This is a genomic window from Nonomuraea sp. JJY05, assembly GCF_043496855.1.
In the GTDB taxonomy this organism is placed as follows: Bacteria; Actinomycetota; Actinomycetes; order Streptosporangiales; family Streptosporangiaceae; genus Nonomuraea.
Window position 1 is genome coordinate 1 of the sequence record NZ_JBIEIS010000016.1, and the last position, 15,369, is coordinate 15,369.

The following is a 15,369-nucleotide window of genomic DNA, read 5'->3' on the forward strand; positions in this document are numbered from 1 at the left end:
AGCGGCAGCAGGACCGGGTGGAGGGCTACATCAAGATCGGCATGGACGAGGGTGCCAAGGTCGTCGTCGGCGGCCTCGACCGGCCCTACGATCGCGGCTGGTACGTCTCCCCCACCGTCTTCGTGCCACGGGACGTTGCACCCAGCGCGCCCCCGCAACGCTAGGTACAGATCCCGCTACCGGAAGTATGTCCCAAGTCCACCGCGTCGACGGTTTCCTTCCCCAGAGACTTTCTCCCGGTGGTTTCTTTCTTTCCGTCCTAGATAGACGCGTTTAACTCAGGAAAGGTTCGAGGAGATCCACTTACCGATTCTGCGGATGAGTTCGGGGGGCGCGGCGGTCTCCGCGTGGCCGTACCCGGGCTCGATCCAGAGCTCCTTGGGCTCGCGTGCGCCGGCGTAGAGCTGGTGCGCGTGGTCGAGCGGGAAGAACGCGTCCGCGTCACCGTGCACGACCAGCAGCGGGGTCGGCGAGATCAGCGCGGCGGCCTCGTGCGGCGGCATCGGGATCGGGTCCCACTCGCCGCGGGCGATCCTCGTCCGCTTGACCACCCTCGCCGCCAGGCGCCCGAACGGCCGCTCGATGGCCCAGTGGACCTGCCGCATCGGCTTGGTGCCGCGGTAGTACCAGCGGGCCGGGCCGCTCACCGCCACCACGGCGTCCACGCCGCCGCGCAGGCCCGCGTGCCGTACGGCCACCGCCGCCCCCATGGAGAAGCCCACGACCGCGAGCTTGGAGTAGCCGGCCACGCGGGCGTGCCGGACGGCGGCGTCCAGGTCGAGGATCTCCAGGTCGCCCACCGTGGTCTCGCCGCCGGAGCGCCCGTGGCCGCGGAAGTCGAAGGCGATCACGCCGCCGTACCCGCTCAGCACGTGCACGATGCGCCGCGCGGTGCGGTCCCGCCACGACCCCGTGAACCCGTGCGCCATGACAATCCCTGTGTTCATGGCCTCCACTCCGTGGAGGCGGGCTCGGTCGCCGGGAAGCCGTGCGTAAGGGGTGTGGGCGGCGTTGAGGCGTACCCCGTCGTCGGTCCTGAGCATGACGGGGAAATGGGGCGCGTACGGCATGGAGACGAGCTTATGTTCGCTCCGCGTCGACCTCGTGTTCGGCCGCCCAGACCGCGATCCGCGCCCGCGAGTCGAAGCCCAGCTTCTCCATGATGATGGCGACGTGCCTGGCCACGGCGGCCTGGCTGATCACCAGTGCCTCGGCGACGCCGCGGTTGCTCAGGCCGCGGGCCAGCATGGCGGCGATCTCCCGCTCCCTCGCGGTCAGCCCGTCCCGGGCGGGCACGCGCGGCGGCGGCGCGGCCGACCCGGGGTCGCCGTCGAGCACCAGCCCGGCCACCTCCTCCGGCGGCATCCCCGTCCCCGTGGCCCACAGCAGGTCCACCGCGTCCGCCCCGAGCCGCGCGCGGGCGAGCGCCAGCAGCTCCTCGATCCGGCCGGACGCGCCCACCTGCCCGATGGACTCGCGCAGCGCGGTGGCGGCCGAGGCCGCGAGCACCGCGCCCGCCAGGTCCTCGCGCGCCCGCGCCAGGGCGGAGACGGCCATGAGCGCGCGGACGATCCCCCTGCGCTGGCCCGTCTGCCTGCTCAGCGCCAGGCTGTCGGCTATGTGGCCCCGGGCCGCGGCGTAGTCGTGCAGCTGGGCCGCAACCCGGCCGATCTGGGCCTGGCAGCGGGCCAGCTCGATCCGGTTGTCCAGGTCCTCCAGCAGCGGCAGCGCCGCGGCGTGGTGTGACCTGGCGCTCTCCAGATCGCCCGCGGCCTCGGCCACCGCGCCCAGGTGGGTCAGCGTCCTGGCCAGGGACCAGTGGTGCCCGGCCTCCCTCGCCAGCGCGAGCGCCTCCTCGCCGTAGCGCCGGGCCTCGCCCGGCCGGCCGTGGAAGAGCGCCAGGTTGAGCTGGGCGATCCTGGCCGTGACCAGGTTGAACAGGTCGTCGTTGGCCCCGGCCGCCGCCTCCAGCTCCTGCGCGTAACACCGCGCCCGCTCGCTCTGCCCGGTGCGGAAGAGCACGGTCAGCGCCACGCCGTACGTGATGCCCAGCCAGTGGGTGTACGGGTGCCGCTTCTGCTCCTCGAGCCCCCGCACGACCAGCTCTTCGGCCCGGCCCAGCTCGTCGGCCAGCTCCAGCCCGTACGCCAGCCCGCTCCTGGCCACCGCGACCAGGTCGGCGGGCACGCCGGACAGGTCGAGCGCGAGGAGCCGCTCGTGCCAGCCGACGCTCTCGCCCAGGTCGCCGCGGACGGCCATGACGGCCATGGCGGCGCGGGCCAGGCGCAGCCCGAGTACGGGATCTTGCGACTCCACCGCCCAGTCGACCGCGTTCCTGGAGTCGTCGAGGAGGGCGCGTCCCCTGGTGAAGTGGGCGAAGCGCCCTTCCCACGGAGTCCTGCGGTCGAGCGAACCCGACTCGTGGCAGTGCTCCATCTCCTCGCAGATCGCCTTCAGGTGCCTGTCGCGCAGGCGCGCGGCCTCGCCGGCCTCGTCCAGGCGCTCGGCGGCGTACTGCTTGATGGTCTCCAGCAGGCGGTAGCGGCCGGGGGCGTGGCGGCGCACCAGCGACTTCCCGGCCAGGCCGGCGAGCAGGCCGGCCAGCTCGGGCCTGCGCAGGATGCCGCCGTCGGCGCAGATCCGCTCGGCCAGCTCGACGTCGAACGGCCCGGCGAACACCGACAGCCGGCGGAGCAGCACCCGTTCCTTGGGCGGGAGGAGCTCGTGGCTCCACTCGACGATGGCCAGGAGCGTGCGCTGCCTCGCGGGAGCCGTGCGATCGCCGGTGGCCGGCCGGCCGAAGCGCTCGCCGTCGCGACCGGCCAGGCGGTCGGCGATGTGCCCGGGGCTCAGCCGGCTCGTACGGGCCGCCGCCAGCTCCAGCGCGAGCGGCAGGCCGTCGAGCGCGCGGCACAGGCGTACGACGTCGTCCATGACGCCCGCCACCCCGCTCGCGCCCGCCGCGAGCGCCCGCTCGACGAACAGCAGCACGGACTCGGCCTCGGGATGCCGCTCGTCGGGCAGCTCCAGCGGCGGCACCCGCCAGACCAGCTCTCCCGGGATGCGCAGCGGCTCGCGGCTGGTGAGCAGGAACCGCAGCTCGGGGCACTCGGCGCTCAGGCCGGCCACCAGCTCGGCGCAGCGCTCGACCAGGTGCTCGCAGTTGTCCAGCACGATCAGCGCCCTGGCCGCGCGCAGGCGCGTGCGCAGGCCGTCCAGCAGCCGCCCGGGCACCTCGTCGCGTACGCCGAGCACCTCGGCCATCTCGTTGACGATCAGCTCGGGGTTGCCGATGCGGGCCAGCTCGACCAGCCACACGCCGTCGGGGAAGCGGCTCAGCTCGTGCGCCGCCACGCGCAGGCCGAGCCGGGTCTTGCCGATGCCGCCCACGCCGCTGAGCGTGACCACGCGTTCTTCGTGGACGAGCACCGCCAGCTCGGCCACGTCGCGGACGCGCCCGACGAAGCGGTTGGGCTCGGCGGGGAGATTGTGCGGGACTTGCGCGATCATGTGGGGCCCAGGTGGTCGCGGGAGGATCACATCCGATGCCAAGTCTCCCCTGCTTCAGGGGCTGATGGGATCACTTTCCGTGCAGAGTTCGCGACTGGTTGGATATGAATGCAGGGCGCCGATGTCGGCGACGCTCATCACGATCCGTACGCGTGATTCGTCCGCGGCGTCGAGCGCCCGCTGCACGTCGGAGATCATCACGCGGGCGCCGCTCGCGTGGATCCGGTCCCTGAAGGCGCCCGCGTCGAGGTCGCACGGCAGCGGCCAGGCGACGCCCCCCGCGGCGATCACCGCGTCGGCCGCCACCAGCAGGTCGGCACCCACGGGCAGGCAGATGAGCACGGCGTCACCCGCGCGCACACCTCGGCGCCGCAGCTGGAGGGCCGCGACCGCGGACCTCTCGTCCAGCTGCTCCTCGGTGAGTCTCAGGCCGGTGCCCGAGTCCACCATGACGATGCGCTCATCCATGTGGCCCACGGTAGGGAGGGCCCCTCATGCATACATGGGGCGGAATATGCAGATCCCTATGCAGAACTGTGGTCACCGTGCGACGATCGGCTGCTCGGCGGCCCAGACCGCGATCTGGGCCCGCGACGTGTAGCCCAGCTTCTCCATGATGTTGGCGATGTGCCGGGCGACCGTGGCGGGGCTGATCACCAGCTCCGTCGCGATGGCGCGGTTGGACAGCCCCCGGGTGAGCAGACCGGCGACCTCCAGCTCGCGGGCCGTCAGCAGCGAGTGTCTGACCGGCTCGGTCGCCACCGGCGCCTTCTGCGCGATGCGCTCGCCCTCCAGCACGTGGCGGGCGGCATCGTCGGGGCTCATGGCCCGGCCCCGCGACCAGAGCGAGGTGGTGCGGCCGTCGCCCAGCTTGGTGCGGGCCCGGCCGAGCAGCTCCTCGATCCTGATCGTGGGCGACTGCTGCCCGATCGACTCGCGCAGCCTGGCCGCCGCGCCCGCGGCCAGCACGGCGCCCTCCAGGTCGCCCTCGCGCTCCGCCAGCACCGACAGCCCGATCAGGCACAGGGCCACCCCGTGGCGTTGCCCGGTCTCCCGGCCCAGGGCGAGGCTGGCGGCCAGCCAGCCCCGCGCGGCGGCGAACTCGTGCAGCATCGCCGTCACCCTGCCGACCCTGGCCAGGGCGCGCGACAGGTCGAGGTCGCTGCCCAGCTCGCGCAGCCACGGGACGACCATCTCGTAGTGGGACTTGGCGGTCACCAGGTCGCCGCGGAACTCGGCCACCGCGCCGAGCTGGGTGGCGGTCCTGGCCATGATCCACCGGTGGCCGTGCTCGCGGGCGCGGGCGAGCGCCTCCTCGCCGTGCCGCTGCGCCTCGCGCAGCCGCCCGCGGGTCAGCGCCACGGCCGACAGCCCGGCCAGCCCCGCCGCCTGGTTCCACGCGTCACCCGACCGCAGGGCCAGGGCCAGGCCCTCCTCCGCGTGGTGCACCGCGTCCTCGGGCCTGCCCATGCGCAGCAGCACGACGACGATGAGGCTGTGGATGACGCAGCGCGCGAAGGTGTTGTCCGTGGTGAGCCCGGCCAGGCTCTCCTCAGCCAGCGCCAGGGAGCGGCTCAGCTCGTCCCTGGCCTCCAGGCCGTAGGCGAGATAGCCCCTGGCCTGCGCGATCTGCTCGCCGGGCACCTGGGTCAGATCGAGCGACAGCAGCCGCTCGATCCAGGTGACGATCTCCGTCAGGTTTCCGCAGAGCGGCAGCAGCCCGCTGCTGGCGGCGCAGAGGCGCAGGCCCAGCGGCACGTTGCCGGACTCCACGGACCAGTCGAGTGCCATCCGCTGGTCGTCGACGAGGCTCTTGCTCATGGTCAGCGCTTCGAGGCGGCGCGCCCACGACACGCCCGGCTCGACCATCTCGGTGGTGAAGTGGCGCTCCTGCAGCTCGCAGACCACGTGCAGGTGGCGCTCGCGCAGGACCTCGCGCTCGCCGGCCTGGTGGAGGCACTCGACCGCGTACCGCTTGATGGTCTCCAGCAGCCAGTAGCGCCTGCGGCTCTCGTCGCACAGCACGAGGGACTTGTCGACCAGCCCGCCGAGCAGATCGACGATCTCCGACTCCGAGATGGGCCGCTCGGCGCAGACCTGCTCGGCCAGGTCGAGATCGAAGTCGCCGGCGAACACCGACAGCCTGCGCAGCAGCACCTGCTCCTTCGCCGACAGCAGGTCGTAGCTCCACTCGACGGCCGCGAGCAGCGTGCGCTGCCTGGCGGGGGCGGTACGGCCGCCGGTGGTGAGCAGCGAGAACCGGTCGTCGATGCGGTCGGCGATCTGGCCGGGGCTGAGCAGGCTCGTGCGGGCCGCGGCCAGCTCCAGCGCCAGCGGCAGCCCGTCGAGCGCCCGGCACAGCCGCACGACGTCGGGCAGGCTGCCGGGGCCCAGCCTGGTGCCGGCCGCCGTCGCCCGGTCCAGGAAGAGCTGCACGGCCTCGGCCTGAGGGCGCCTCTGCACGGCCTCGCCCTCAGGGCGCCTCTGCACGGCCTCGCCCTCAGGGCGCCTCTGCACGGCCTCGGCCTCGGGGCCGCCCCGCCCGGGCCCGGCGTCGGGGCCGCTTTGCCCGACCTCGGCGTCGGGGTCACCCCGCCCGGGCTCAGCGTGGGGGCCATCCCGCCCGACCTCGACCTCGGGGTCACCCCGCCTGGGCTCAGCGTCGGGGGTTCCCCGCCCGGGCCCCGCCTGGGGGCCACCCCGGCCGGGCCCTGCCTCGGGAGCGGCCTCGCCTTCGGGGCCGCGCCGCACCGGCTCGGCCTGGGGAGTGGCCTGCCCGGGAGCGCCCTCGTCGGGGAGGTCGAGCGGCGGGACGCGCCAGATCAGCTCGCCGGCGATGCGCAGCGGCTCCCTGCTGGTGGCCAGGACGCTCAGGCGCGGGCAGGCCGCGATCAGCGCCGCGGCGACCTCGGCGCACCTGTCGATGAGATGCTCGCAGTTGTCGAGCAGCAGCAGGCAGTGCAGGTCGCGCAAGCGGTCGAGGACGGTGCCGAACACCGGGCGGCCCGCCTCCTCCCGCACGCCGAGCACCTGGCCGATCTCCTGGTCGACCAGCTCGGGGTGGCGCAGTCTGGCCAGCTCGACCAGCCAGACGCCGTCGGGGTACGCGGACACCAGCCCGGCCGCCACCCGCAGGGCCAGCCGGGTCTTGCCGATCCCGCCCACCCCGCACAACGTGACCACGCGCGTCTCGCGGAACAGCCCGCGCAGCTCGTCGAGATCGCGCTCGCGACCAACGAACCGGTTGGGCTCCGCCGGAAGATTGTGCCTGGGGGGCTCTGGCATGTGGTCACCCTGCGTCGCTGAAGGATCACACTCTCCCACAGTGTCGCACTTTTCACAGCCCAAGCGAGCTCACGATCGCCCTTTCGTCGACGACACGCAGAACGGGGTCGCCGAGCAGCCGTCTGGCCAGGTCATATGGAGCGACGACCATGGTGGCCCGGCGCTCCTGGGCCAGCACGCGGCAGCCCACCAGGCTCGGCTCGTGGGCGATGACGACGTGCGCGCCCACCGTCATCGCCAGATCGATCACCCGCAGGCCCCGGAACGGCTCGCTCACCGCGCTGATCACCACGTCCTCCTTGCCGATCACCAGCCGGCCGGCCAGCCTGCGCAGGTCGGCCGCCAGCGTGTGGTGATCGAACACGCGCCCGCCGTCGACGGTGAGCGCGGGCCCGGCCAGCGGGCCGTACTCGAGGGCGCGATCGCCGATCAGCGCGGTGAACGGCTTCGTCCCCGGCACGGACTGGAAGGAGAAGACCCGGTCGACCTTCACCGCGGCGGGGTCGTAGCGGCGCTGAGTGATCATGAAACGCGCCGTACCCGAGGCCGCGAGCACCGCCACCCCGCCCGCCCAGGCCACGGAGTGGACCGCCAGGGGCAGCGTGGTGCCGAGCGGGACGTCGACGATCACCTCGTCGCCGAAACGCAGGCCCTGGCGCTGCAGACCCGCCGCGGCGCGGGTGACCCGCCTGGTGAACGCGGCGTACGACAGCACCTCGCCGGTCCTGACTTCGCTGACCGCCGGTTGGTCCCCCTGGGTCGGCGCCGCGGCCATAACCAGCTCTGTCCAGGTCATGCCGACAATCTAGGGACGCCGGCCCCGCTTGCCATGCGCACAATTGTGCAACCGGCTATGTACGTAGGGCCTCCGCTCGACATCGAGGGATCCGCTCACGTCGCGCTTGTCATCAGAGGGGATCAACTAGACTTATAAGGCCGCGACTTCGCGCGGCCGCCCCCACGACACAGAGCGAGACGTCATCATGCCTTTGAACAGCCGCGACGACCTGCGGAACATCGCGATCATCGCGCACGTCGACCATGGCAAGACCACGCTTGTCGACGCGATGCTCTGGCAGTCCGGGGCCTTCCGCGCCAACCAGGACGTCGACGACCGCGTCATGGACTCCAACGACCTCGAGCGCGAGAAGGGCATCACCATTCTCGCGAAGAACACCGCGGTCAAGCACGGCGGCATGACCATCAACATCATCGACACGCCCGGCCACGCCGACTTCGGCGGCGAGGTCGAGCGCGGCCTGTCGATGGTCGACGGCGTGGTGCTGCTGGTCGACGCCTCCGAGGGGCCGCTGCCGCAGACCCGCTTCGTGCTGCGCAAGGCGCTGAGCGCGAAGATGCCGGTCATCCTGTGCATCAACAAGGTCGACCGCCCCGACGCCCGCATCAAGGACGTCGTGGACGAGGTCTACGAGCTGTTCATGGACCTCGACGCCACGGAGGAGCAGATCGACTTCCCGATCGTCTACGCCTCCGCCAAGGCCGGCCGGGCCTCCATGGAGCGCCCCGAGGACGGCGGCATGCCCGACTCGACGGACCTCGAGCCGCTGTTCGACATCATCAAGTCGACCATCCCCGCGCCGACGTACGACCCGAGCGCGCCGCTCCAGGCCCACGTCACCAACCTCGACGCCTCCTCCTACCTCGGCCGCATCGCGCTGTGCCGCATCCACCAGGGCATCATGCGCAAGGGCCAGCAGGTGGCCTGGTGCCGTACCGACGGCACGATCCAGCGCGTCAAGGTGACCGAGCTGCTCATGACCGAGGCCCTGGAGCGCAAGCCGGCCGAGGAGGCGGGCCCCGGCGACATCATCGCCATCGCCGGCATCCCCGACATCATGATCGGCGAGACCCTGGCCGACCCCGACGACCCGCGCCCGCTGCCGCTGATCACGGTGGACGAGCCGGCCATCTCGATGACCATCGGCACCAACACCTCGCCCCTGGTCGGCAAGGTCAAGGGGTCCAAGGTCACCGCCCGCATGGTCAAGGACCGCCTCGACAAGGAGCTGGTCGGCAACGTGTCGCTGCGCGTGCTGCCCACCGACCGGCCCGACGCCTGGGAGGTGCAGGGCCGCGGCGAGCTGGCGCTGGCCATCCTGGTCGAGCAGATGCGCCGCGAGGGCTACGAGCTGACCGTCGGCAAGCCGCAGGTCGTCACCAAGACCATCGACGGCAAGGTGCACGAGCCGGTCGAGCGCCTGACGGTCGACTGCCCCGAGGAATACCTCGGCGCGGTCACCCAGCTCCTGGCCGTGCGCAAGGGCCGCATGGAGCACATGACCAACCACGGCACCGGCTGGATCCGGATGGAGTTCGTGGTCCCGGCGCGCGGCCTGATCGGTTTCCGCACCGAGTTCCTCACCGAGACGCGCGGCACCGGCCTGGTGCACCACGTGTTCGACTCCTACGAGCCCTGGTTCGGCGAGCTGCGCACCCGTAACAACGGCTCCCTGGTGGCCGACCGGTCCGGCCCGGTGACCGCGTTCGCGATGCTCAACCTGCAGGAGCGCGGCACGCTGTTCGTCTCGCCGACGACCGAGGTCTACGAAGGCATGATCATCGGCGAGAACTCCCGGTCCGACGACATGGACGTGAACATCACCAAGGAGAAGAAGCTCACCAACATGCGCTCCTCCACCAGCGAGGAGACGGAAAAGGTGATCCCGCCGCGCGTCCTGTCGCTGGAGCAGGCGCTGGAGTTCATCCGCGAGGACGAGTGCGTGGAGATCACTCCGGAGCACGTGCGCATTCGCAAGGTGGTTCTCGACGCCGCCACGCGCGGTCGCGCCGCGGCCCGCGCCAAGCGCGCCTGAGATTTTCCGCCGCCCTTTTTCGGTGTAAGCACGCCCGGTAAGGCTCCCGGCTTCGCCATGGGGGATGAATGGGCCCGCCCGTCAAGAAAATGGGTCATGGGGAAAAGCTGTAATCACACCGTGACCCGGTGACATAGAACATTCCGCCATTCCGGAGAATCATCCAATTTGTGGGAAAGCTCCGGATGGCAACTGCGTTCGGGCTGGCTCTGGTGTCGTTGGGGGCGATCGTTTGGTGCACCGTCGCAGCCAGACCGGTGGCGGGCGCCGCGCTGCCCAAGAGCACCGCGGTGCCCAACCCGTGGGTGGCGGCCGCCGCCCGCGCCGATCCCCTCGTGGGCTGGGCCCGCAAGGCCACCACCGAGGTGACGGTCACCAGGGCGATTGAGAGCGACCTGGCCCCGGTGCCCAAGGGGCGGATCGATCCCCGCCAGCGGCAGGTCAAGGTGACGGTCGTACACCGCCTCCAGATGGCGCCCAAGGACCCGCTCACGGAGGCGCTGCGGCAGGGCAGCGGGTTCCCCGGCACGCTTCAGCAGGTCACCGACTCCGCGTTCGGCGCGATCAAGGTGGGCGGGCCCGGGCTGGCGCCTACGACGCGGCTGGCGCCGATCCTGACCTCCGATCCCACCGGGACCACGGCCAGGTTCTCCGTGACGCTGCTGCGGCAGGTCAAGGCGGACGAACTGCTCAAGCTCGACTTCACCGCGCCCAACGCGGTCCCGCTGATCGTCACTTCGCGCTCGATCGCGGTGCTGCCCGGCGAGTGGACGGTGCTGCGGCTGGCGGGGATCACGCCGGACCGGGAGCAGGAGGAGCGGCTGGAGTTCACCATCGGGGCGTACCCGGTGAGCATGACGCTGGCGCCGGACTCGTTCGGGTTCGCCGACACGGTCGTGGAGGACGACTTCTCGTGGGCCACCGCGCTCGGCGTGCTCACCGCCATCGCGCTCGTCGCCTTCCTGGTGCGCTCGCTCGGGCGGGGCTGGTGGGGGCGGCTGGCCAACAGGGAGCTGTTCGTCGGGCTCGTCATGGCGGCGCCCACGCTGCTGATCCCGCTGTTCGCCGAGGACTGGTCGGCGGTCGCGTACGTGATCCTCTTCGTCGCGGTGCCCGCGCTCGCGCTGCGGCACGCGGGGCGGGTGCTGCCCACCAGCCCGCCGTGGAACACCCGTGACCTGCTGGTCGTGACCGGGCTGGGCGTGGTGGTCGGGCTCGGCATGCTGGCCTGGTCGTGGCTGCACGGGCAGCTGCCGGGGCAGACGCTGCTGGCGGGAGGCGCGGTGGCGGCCGTGGCCGCGGCCGGGTCCGCGGTGGCCTTTAGCGTGGACCTGGGAGTCAGGCCGGTGATCGTACGGCTGGCCGTGCTGTCGGCGGAGGCCGCGATCGGGCTGCTCGCGCTGGCGCTGTGGCTGCGGGCGCTGCTGGCCGGCGTGTACCCGCCGGACAGCATCCGGCTGGTGCTGGCGCTGGGCTGGGCCATGATCCCGGTCGCCGCCATCGCCGTGGCCACCAAGCGGTGGACGCGCGGCGCGGTGGCCGGCGCGGTGATCGTGAGCCTGCTGGTCCAGGGCTGGCCGACCGAATGGCTGGACTCGGGGTCGTGGAGCCTGGCGGTGTCGCAACCCGAACCCCGGATCGGCAGCCTGGTGCTCACGCCGCTCGTGCGCGGGGTCCTCGGGTTGCTGCTGCTGGGGTTCCTGATGCTGGTGCTGCGGCTGCGGCGGCTCGGCGACGAGCTCTCCGCGATCGACAACCCGGTCGCCGAGTCGACCATGATCGCCGTACTGATGGTGCTGTACATCACGCCGGGCGGCAGCACGACGCTGGCGGACATCGCCGTGCCGCTGCCGCTGCTGGCGATCACCTCCATCGTCGCCTGGGCGTCCGCGCGCTGGCTGCTCTCCGGGCCGCGCCCCGTACTCACCGAGCCCGCTTCGCAGGAGGAGCACCGCCGGCTCATCAGGGCCGCGCTGCACAAGCGGCTGCTGCTCGTGGCCGAGCAGGAGCTGTACCGCTTCGGACGGGGCAGCATCGGCTCGGGAGAGATGTCGATGACCGACTTCGACGAGCGGCGGGACGCCCTGGAGCAGGCGCTGCGGCAGCACGGCCGGCACCCGGAGACCGCCTTCGCCACGGCCGCCGCATGCACGCCCTGGCACAACGGCGTGCACGCCTTCGCCGTGAGCCTGCTGCTGAGCCTGCCGTTCGCGATCGTGTACGGGTGGCCGGACGGGGCCGACCTGACCGGCTTCATCTTCGACGCGCGCTACCTGATCACGCTGCCGGCCTTCGGCTTCCTGTTCGGCTACTTCTACCCGCGCCTGCGCGGCACCCAGCCGATGACCAAGGCCCTCCACCTGACCGCCGCGGCCCTGCTCACCGAGCTGTCCGGCTACCTGTCCACCCTGGTGGAGCCGGACATTGCGGCCGTCGACAAGGCGCAGGTGGTGGGGATCGTGGTGGGTCAGGTGACCGTGGTCTGCGTCGGGCTGGGGTTGTACTGGGAGTGGCGCCTGATGCATCTGGCCGGCGAGCCATGGGCCCGGGTGCGCAACCTCCGCAGCATCCGCAGCCTGGCGGCGCCCACCCTGGCCATCGTCGTCGCGGCCGGCACCACCGCCGCCACCTCCGTCGCCGGTCAAACCGTCGACCGCATCCTCAAGGGCGACCAAATCACCACCAGCGCCCCCCGCTGACCGGCGGGATCAGGCCCCACACCCCCACCCGACCAACCCGGCCCCGGTCGCCGGCAACACCCGCCAACGCCCCCCGCCGACTGCGCGCCGCCCGCCTTGCGCCGACCACCACCGCACAACACCCCACCGACCCGGCGCCTCGTGGGCTGTGGGACGCCGCACGCTCCAGCGCCCCAGCGCCCCAGGCCAAGGTGCGCACACCGCTCGGACACCGCCTGCCCGGCGGTCTGAGCACCGACGGCGTTACGCCGACCGCCGCCCCGCCGACCCGGCGCGCGCGGTGGGCGGGGTCAGCGGCGGGGGAGTTCGCTGCCGCGGACGTGGGTGGAGAGCCAGTCGACCAGAGAGCCGTACGCGCGCCACGTGCGTGACACCCGCTCGCGCACCTCCACCGTGTGCACCCACGGCTCCGGCTCCCAGCGCACCCCCGCGTAGAGCGACTTGTGCCGCAGGAGCTCGATCCGCGGATGGTCCTCCGAGAAGCCCCGAGGTTTGGTCTTGAGGCGCTCCCCGCCCAGCTCGTAACCGGCGGACACCAGCTCCCCCGTGATCGACTCCAGGGGCTTGCCGGTCAGGTCCTCGTCCACCGCGGCCCGGTAGCGGGCCACCTGGTCGGACGCCTGGGTGTAGATGCCTCCGGCCGTGTAGAGCCCCGCCGCGCTGAGCTCCACGTAGAGCCCGATCCCCGGTTGAAGGTCCACGAACGCGCCCTGATGGGTCTTGTACGGCGTCTTGTCCTTGGAGAAGCGCACATCACGATAGGGCCGGAAGAGCTGCGCCGCCCCGAACTCGGAGGCCAGCTCGTCCGTGAGCGCGAGCATCGGCTCGCGCACCGCCTCCTCGTAGAGGTGCTTGTGCCGCGTGAAGTAGGTCTTCGAGTTGTCCGCCTCGAGCCCTTCGTAGAACAGGAAAGCCTCATCAGGGAAGCCGCTGAAACCCATGCTCCCAAGGGTGCCACGCCGCACCGACACCTCGGGTCACCGCTCGGTGTAGGTCCGCCCCGGCGACGGCGTCTTGCCGTAGAGCTCCGAAACCGTGACGTACGTGAAGCCCTTCCGGTCAAGGAGGTCGAGAATGGCGGGCACGGCCTCGACCGTCGTGCGGTGGATGTCATGCAAAAGGACGATCGATCCGGGCTTGGCCTCGCCGGCCCGCCGGGCCACGATCGCGGGGACCCGGTTCAGCCAGTCGAGGGTGTCGACGCTCCAGAGGATCTGCGCCAGCCCCTCGCTGCGCGCCTGCGCGGCGACGGCGTCGTTGGTCGACCCGTACGGCGGCCGCATGACGTGCATCCGCACCCCGGTCAGCTTGAACACGAGGTCGTTGGTGCGCTTGAGCTGGCGTTGGACCTCGTCGTGCGAGAGCCCGGCGAGGGCGGGGTGGCTCCAGGAATGGTTGCCGAGCTCGTGGCCGTCCTCGACGATGCGTCGGGTGAGGCGGCCGCCCTTGTCGGCCGCCACCATCTGCCCGATGACGAAGAACGTGGCCTTGACGTCACGTCTGCGCAGCAGGTCGAGCAGCCGCCCGGTGTACTCGCCGGGCCCGTCGTCGAAGGTCAGGGCCACGCACTTGAGCTTCGAGCAGTCGAACTTGCGGCTGCGCGGCCAGCCGGACCCGTACTGCATGGACACCAGCCGCTTGGCGAGCACCGCCGGATCGATGACGGCCGCCTTGTACGGCACGATCGGCGCCTCGGTCTGATGCTGGCGCGCCACCGAGCAGGTGACGCAGATCGCCAGAGCGAGCAGGGCCAGCGGCAGAGCCCATACGCGCATGGTTCCCCCCGAAACGCCGCGCGCGGGGGCCTATGGATAGTCCTGGACCGGTTTCCCCCGCAATTCCCTGGCCAGGTCGTCCCACCAGAGTGGGATATCGGCCTGCAGTTCCTTGAAGCGGCGCGCCACGCGCATGGCACATCCGACCGGATCCGTACCCAGATGCCGACGTTTCACCGGTCCTTCCTGCCAACGGTAAAAACCATCCCTATACCGAACGACCAGGCCTATCCATATCGAGATAGTCGCTCCGTCCCCTATCTCGTACGCGCTGGTGACGCCCAGAGCGCGAAGCTCCGACTGGAGCTTCTCGGTCGCCGCCAGGGCCTCACTCACACGCCACCCCCTGCCCACGTTCCGCCACACCAGGGATGTACCCAACAACGGGCATCAGCCGTCCAAAGCATCAAGTAATCGTCAACTACCACTGTTGAAGCTCTGACGGTCCCGTCTGGCCGCAGGGAGGCCGGTCATGATCCGGCGCGCGCCGCAGGGGAAGGGCGCCATCGACGGCAACCTCGGATCGCCATCGCACACCTCCTGCCACACGAGCCTCGCCGATCACAAACATTACTGGCTGTTACCAAGCTTTTCCACGCTGTTCCGCAAAGGAGGAGCGGCGCTCATTGGTCATGGGCCTCGCGCGGCTCCGCGACGACCATCACGAACCTGAGGTCCTCGGTCCCCTGGTTGGCGTAGCGGTGGGGCCGGTCGGCCGTGAAGAGCACCGCGTCGTCCTTGCCGATCACGTGACTCTTGCCGTACACGGTGAGCGTCAGCTCCCCGTCCAGGACGGTCAGCATCTCGCGGGTGCCCGGCGGGTGGGCGTCGCCGTCGTGGTGCTCGCCGGGCGGCATCCGCCAGTCCCACAGCTCCAGGATCATCGGCACGTCGGCGCCGACCAGCAGCCGGGCCCGCACGTCCCCCTGGTCGAACGTGACCACGTCGGCCTTGCTCACGATCCGCACGGTCGGCACGTCGGCGACCTCGACGAGCCGGGCCACGGTGACGCCCAGGGCGGAGGCGATCCGGGTGAGGGTGGAGACGCTCGGGTTCGTCCTGCCCTGCTCCACCTGGACCAGCATCCCCCTGCTCACCCCCGACCTGGCGGCGAGGGCGTCCAGCGTCAGCCCCCGGTGCGCCCGCTGGGCCCGGACGTTGTTGGCGATGGCCTGGTTGATCAGGTCTGGATCTTCCACGCAGTGCAGTCTAGTGAATTCGATTTGCAGTGGAATGTACTCTATGTGTTGTACTGGCAGTGCAACC

12 protein-coding genes are annotated in these 15,369 nt (G+C 71.4%); 3 read left to right on the forward strand and 9 right to left on the reverse strand.

Annotated elements, in window-relative coordinates; genetic code table 11:
- The first annotated feature begins 17 nt into the window (after positions 1-17).
- Positions 18-164: a hypothetical protein gene (locus tag ACFKCF_RS25470; RefSeq protein ID WP_394497641.1), complete on the forward strand. Its 147-nt coding sequence runs from the start codon at positions 18-20 to the stop codon at positions 162-164.
- A 114-nt stretch (positions 165-278) separates the two neighbouring features.
- On the opposite strand, the gene ACFKCF_RS25475 is transcribed toward ACFKCF_RS25470, so the two are convergent.
- The 5 genes from ACFKCF_RS25475 to ACFKCF_RS25495 form a co-directional block, all read right to left on the reverse strand.
- On the reverse strand, positions 279-1,070 hold the full coding sequence (locus ACFKCF_RS25475) for an alpha/beta hydrolase (RefSeq protein WP_394497324.1): 792 nt from the start codon (positions 1,068-1,070) through the stop codon (positions 279-281).
- Positions 1,071-1,080: 10 nt separating this feature from the next.
- The gene (locus ACFKCF_RS25480; RefSeq protein WP_394497326.1) at positions 1,081-3,510 is read right to left on the reverse strand and encodes an ATP-binding protein; all 2,430 of its coding nucleotides are present in this window, start codon (positions 3,508-3,510) and stop codon (positions 1,081-1,083) included.
- Positions 3,511-3,564: 54 nt separating this feature from the next.
- Entirely contained in the window at positions 3,565-3,978 is a 414-nt protein-coding gene (locus ACFKCF_RS25485; RefSeq protein ID WP_394497328.1) for an AMP-binding protein, read from the reverse strand.
- Positions 3,979-4,050: 72 nt separating this feature from the next.
- The gene (locus ACFKCF_RS25490; protein ID WP_394497330.1) at positions 4,051-6,795 is read right to left on the reverse strand and encodes a LuxR C-terminal-related transcriptional regulator; all 2,745 of its coding nucleotides are present in this window, start codon (positions 6,793-6,795) and stop codon (positions 4,051-4,053) included.
- 52 nt (positions 6,796-6,847) lie between these two features.
- Positions 6,848-7,591 carry an AMP-binding protein gene (locus ACFKCF_RS25495; protein ID WP_394497332.1) on the reverse strand — a complete coding sequence of 248 codons (744 nt, stop codon included), beginning with the start codon at positions 7,589-7,591 and terminating at the stop codon, positions 6,848-6,850.
- Between the two features lie 187 nt (positions 7,592-7,778).
- On the opposite strand from ACFKCF_RS25495, the gene typA reads away from it, so the two are divergent.
- Together typA and ACFKCF_RS25505 are read left to right on the forward strand one after the other, a co-directional pair.
- Positions 7,779-9,629 (forward strand): translational GTPase TypA, encoded by a 1,851-nt coding sequence (gene typA, locus ACFKCF_RS25500; protein WP_394497334.1) that lies wholly within the window; start codon positions 7,779-7,781, stop codon positions 9,627-9,629.
- A gap of 185 nt (positions 9,630-9,814) precedes the next feature.
- Positions 9,815-12,328 (forward strand): hypothetical protein, encoded by a 2,514-nt coding sequence (locus ACFKCF_RS25505; protein ID WP_394497336.1) that lies wholly within the window; start codon positions 9,815-9,817, stop codon positions 12,326-12,328.
- Between the two features lie 290 nt (positions 12,329-12,618).
- Here the strand turns inward: ACFKCF_RS25505 and ACFKCF_RS25510 are convergent, their stop codons facing one another.
- The 4 genes from ACFKCF_RS25510 to ACFKCF_RS25525 all read right to left on the reverse strand — a co-directional run bounded on the left by ACFKCF_RS25510 (position 12,619) and on the right by ACFKCF_RS25525 (position 15,302).
- Entirely contained in the window at positions 12,619-13,269 is a 651-nt protein-coding gene (locus tag ACFKCF_RS25510; RefSeq protein ID WP_394497338.1) for a DUF2461 domain-containing protein, read from the reverse strand.
- A 36-nt stretch (positions 13,270-13,305) separates the two neighbouring features.
- Complete coding sequence (locus ACFKCF_RS25515) at positions 13,306-14,103, reverse strand: polysaccharide deacetylase family protein (protein ID WP_394497340.1); 798 nt, start codon at positions 14,101-14,103, stop codon at positions 13,306-13,308.
- Between the two features lie 30 nt (positions 14,104-14,133).
- Positions 14,134-14,439 carry a hypothetical protein gene (locus ACFKCF_RS25520; protein WP_394497342.1) on the reverse strand — a complete coding sequence of 102 codons (306 nt, stop codon included), beginning with the start codon at positions 14,437-14,439 and terminating at the stop codon, positions 14,134-14,136.
- A 287-nt stretch (positions 14,440-14,726) separates the two neighbouring features.
- Entirely contained in the window at positions 14,727-15,302 is a 576-nt protein-coding gene (locus ACFKCF_RS25525; RefSeq protein ID WP_394497344.1) for a helix-turn-helix domain-containing protein, read from the reverse strand.
- Positions 15,303-15,369 lie beyond the last annotated feature (67 nt).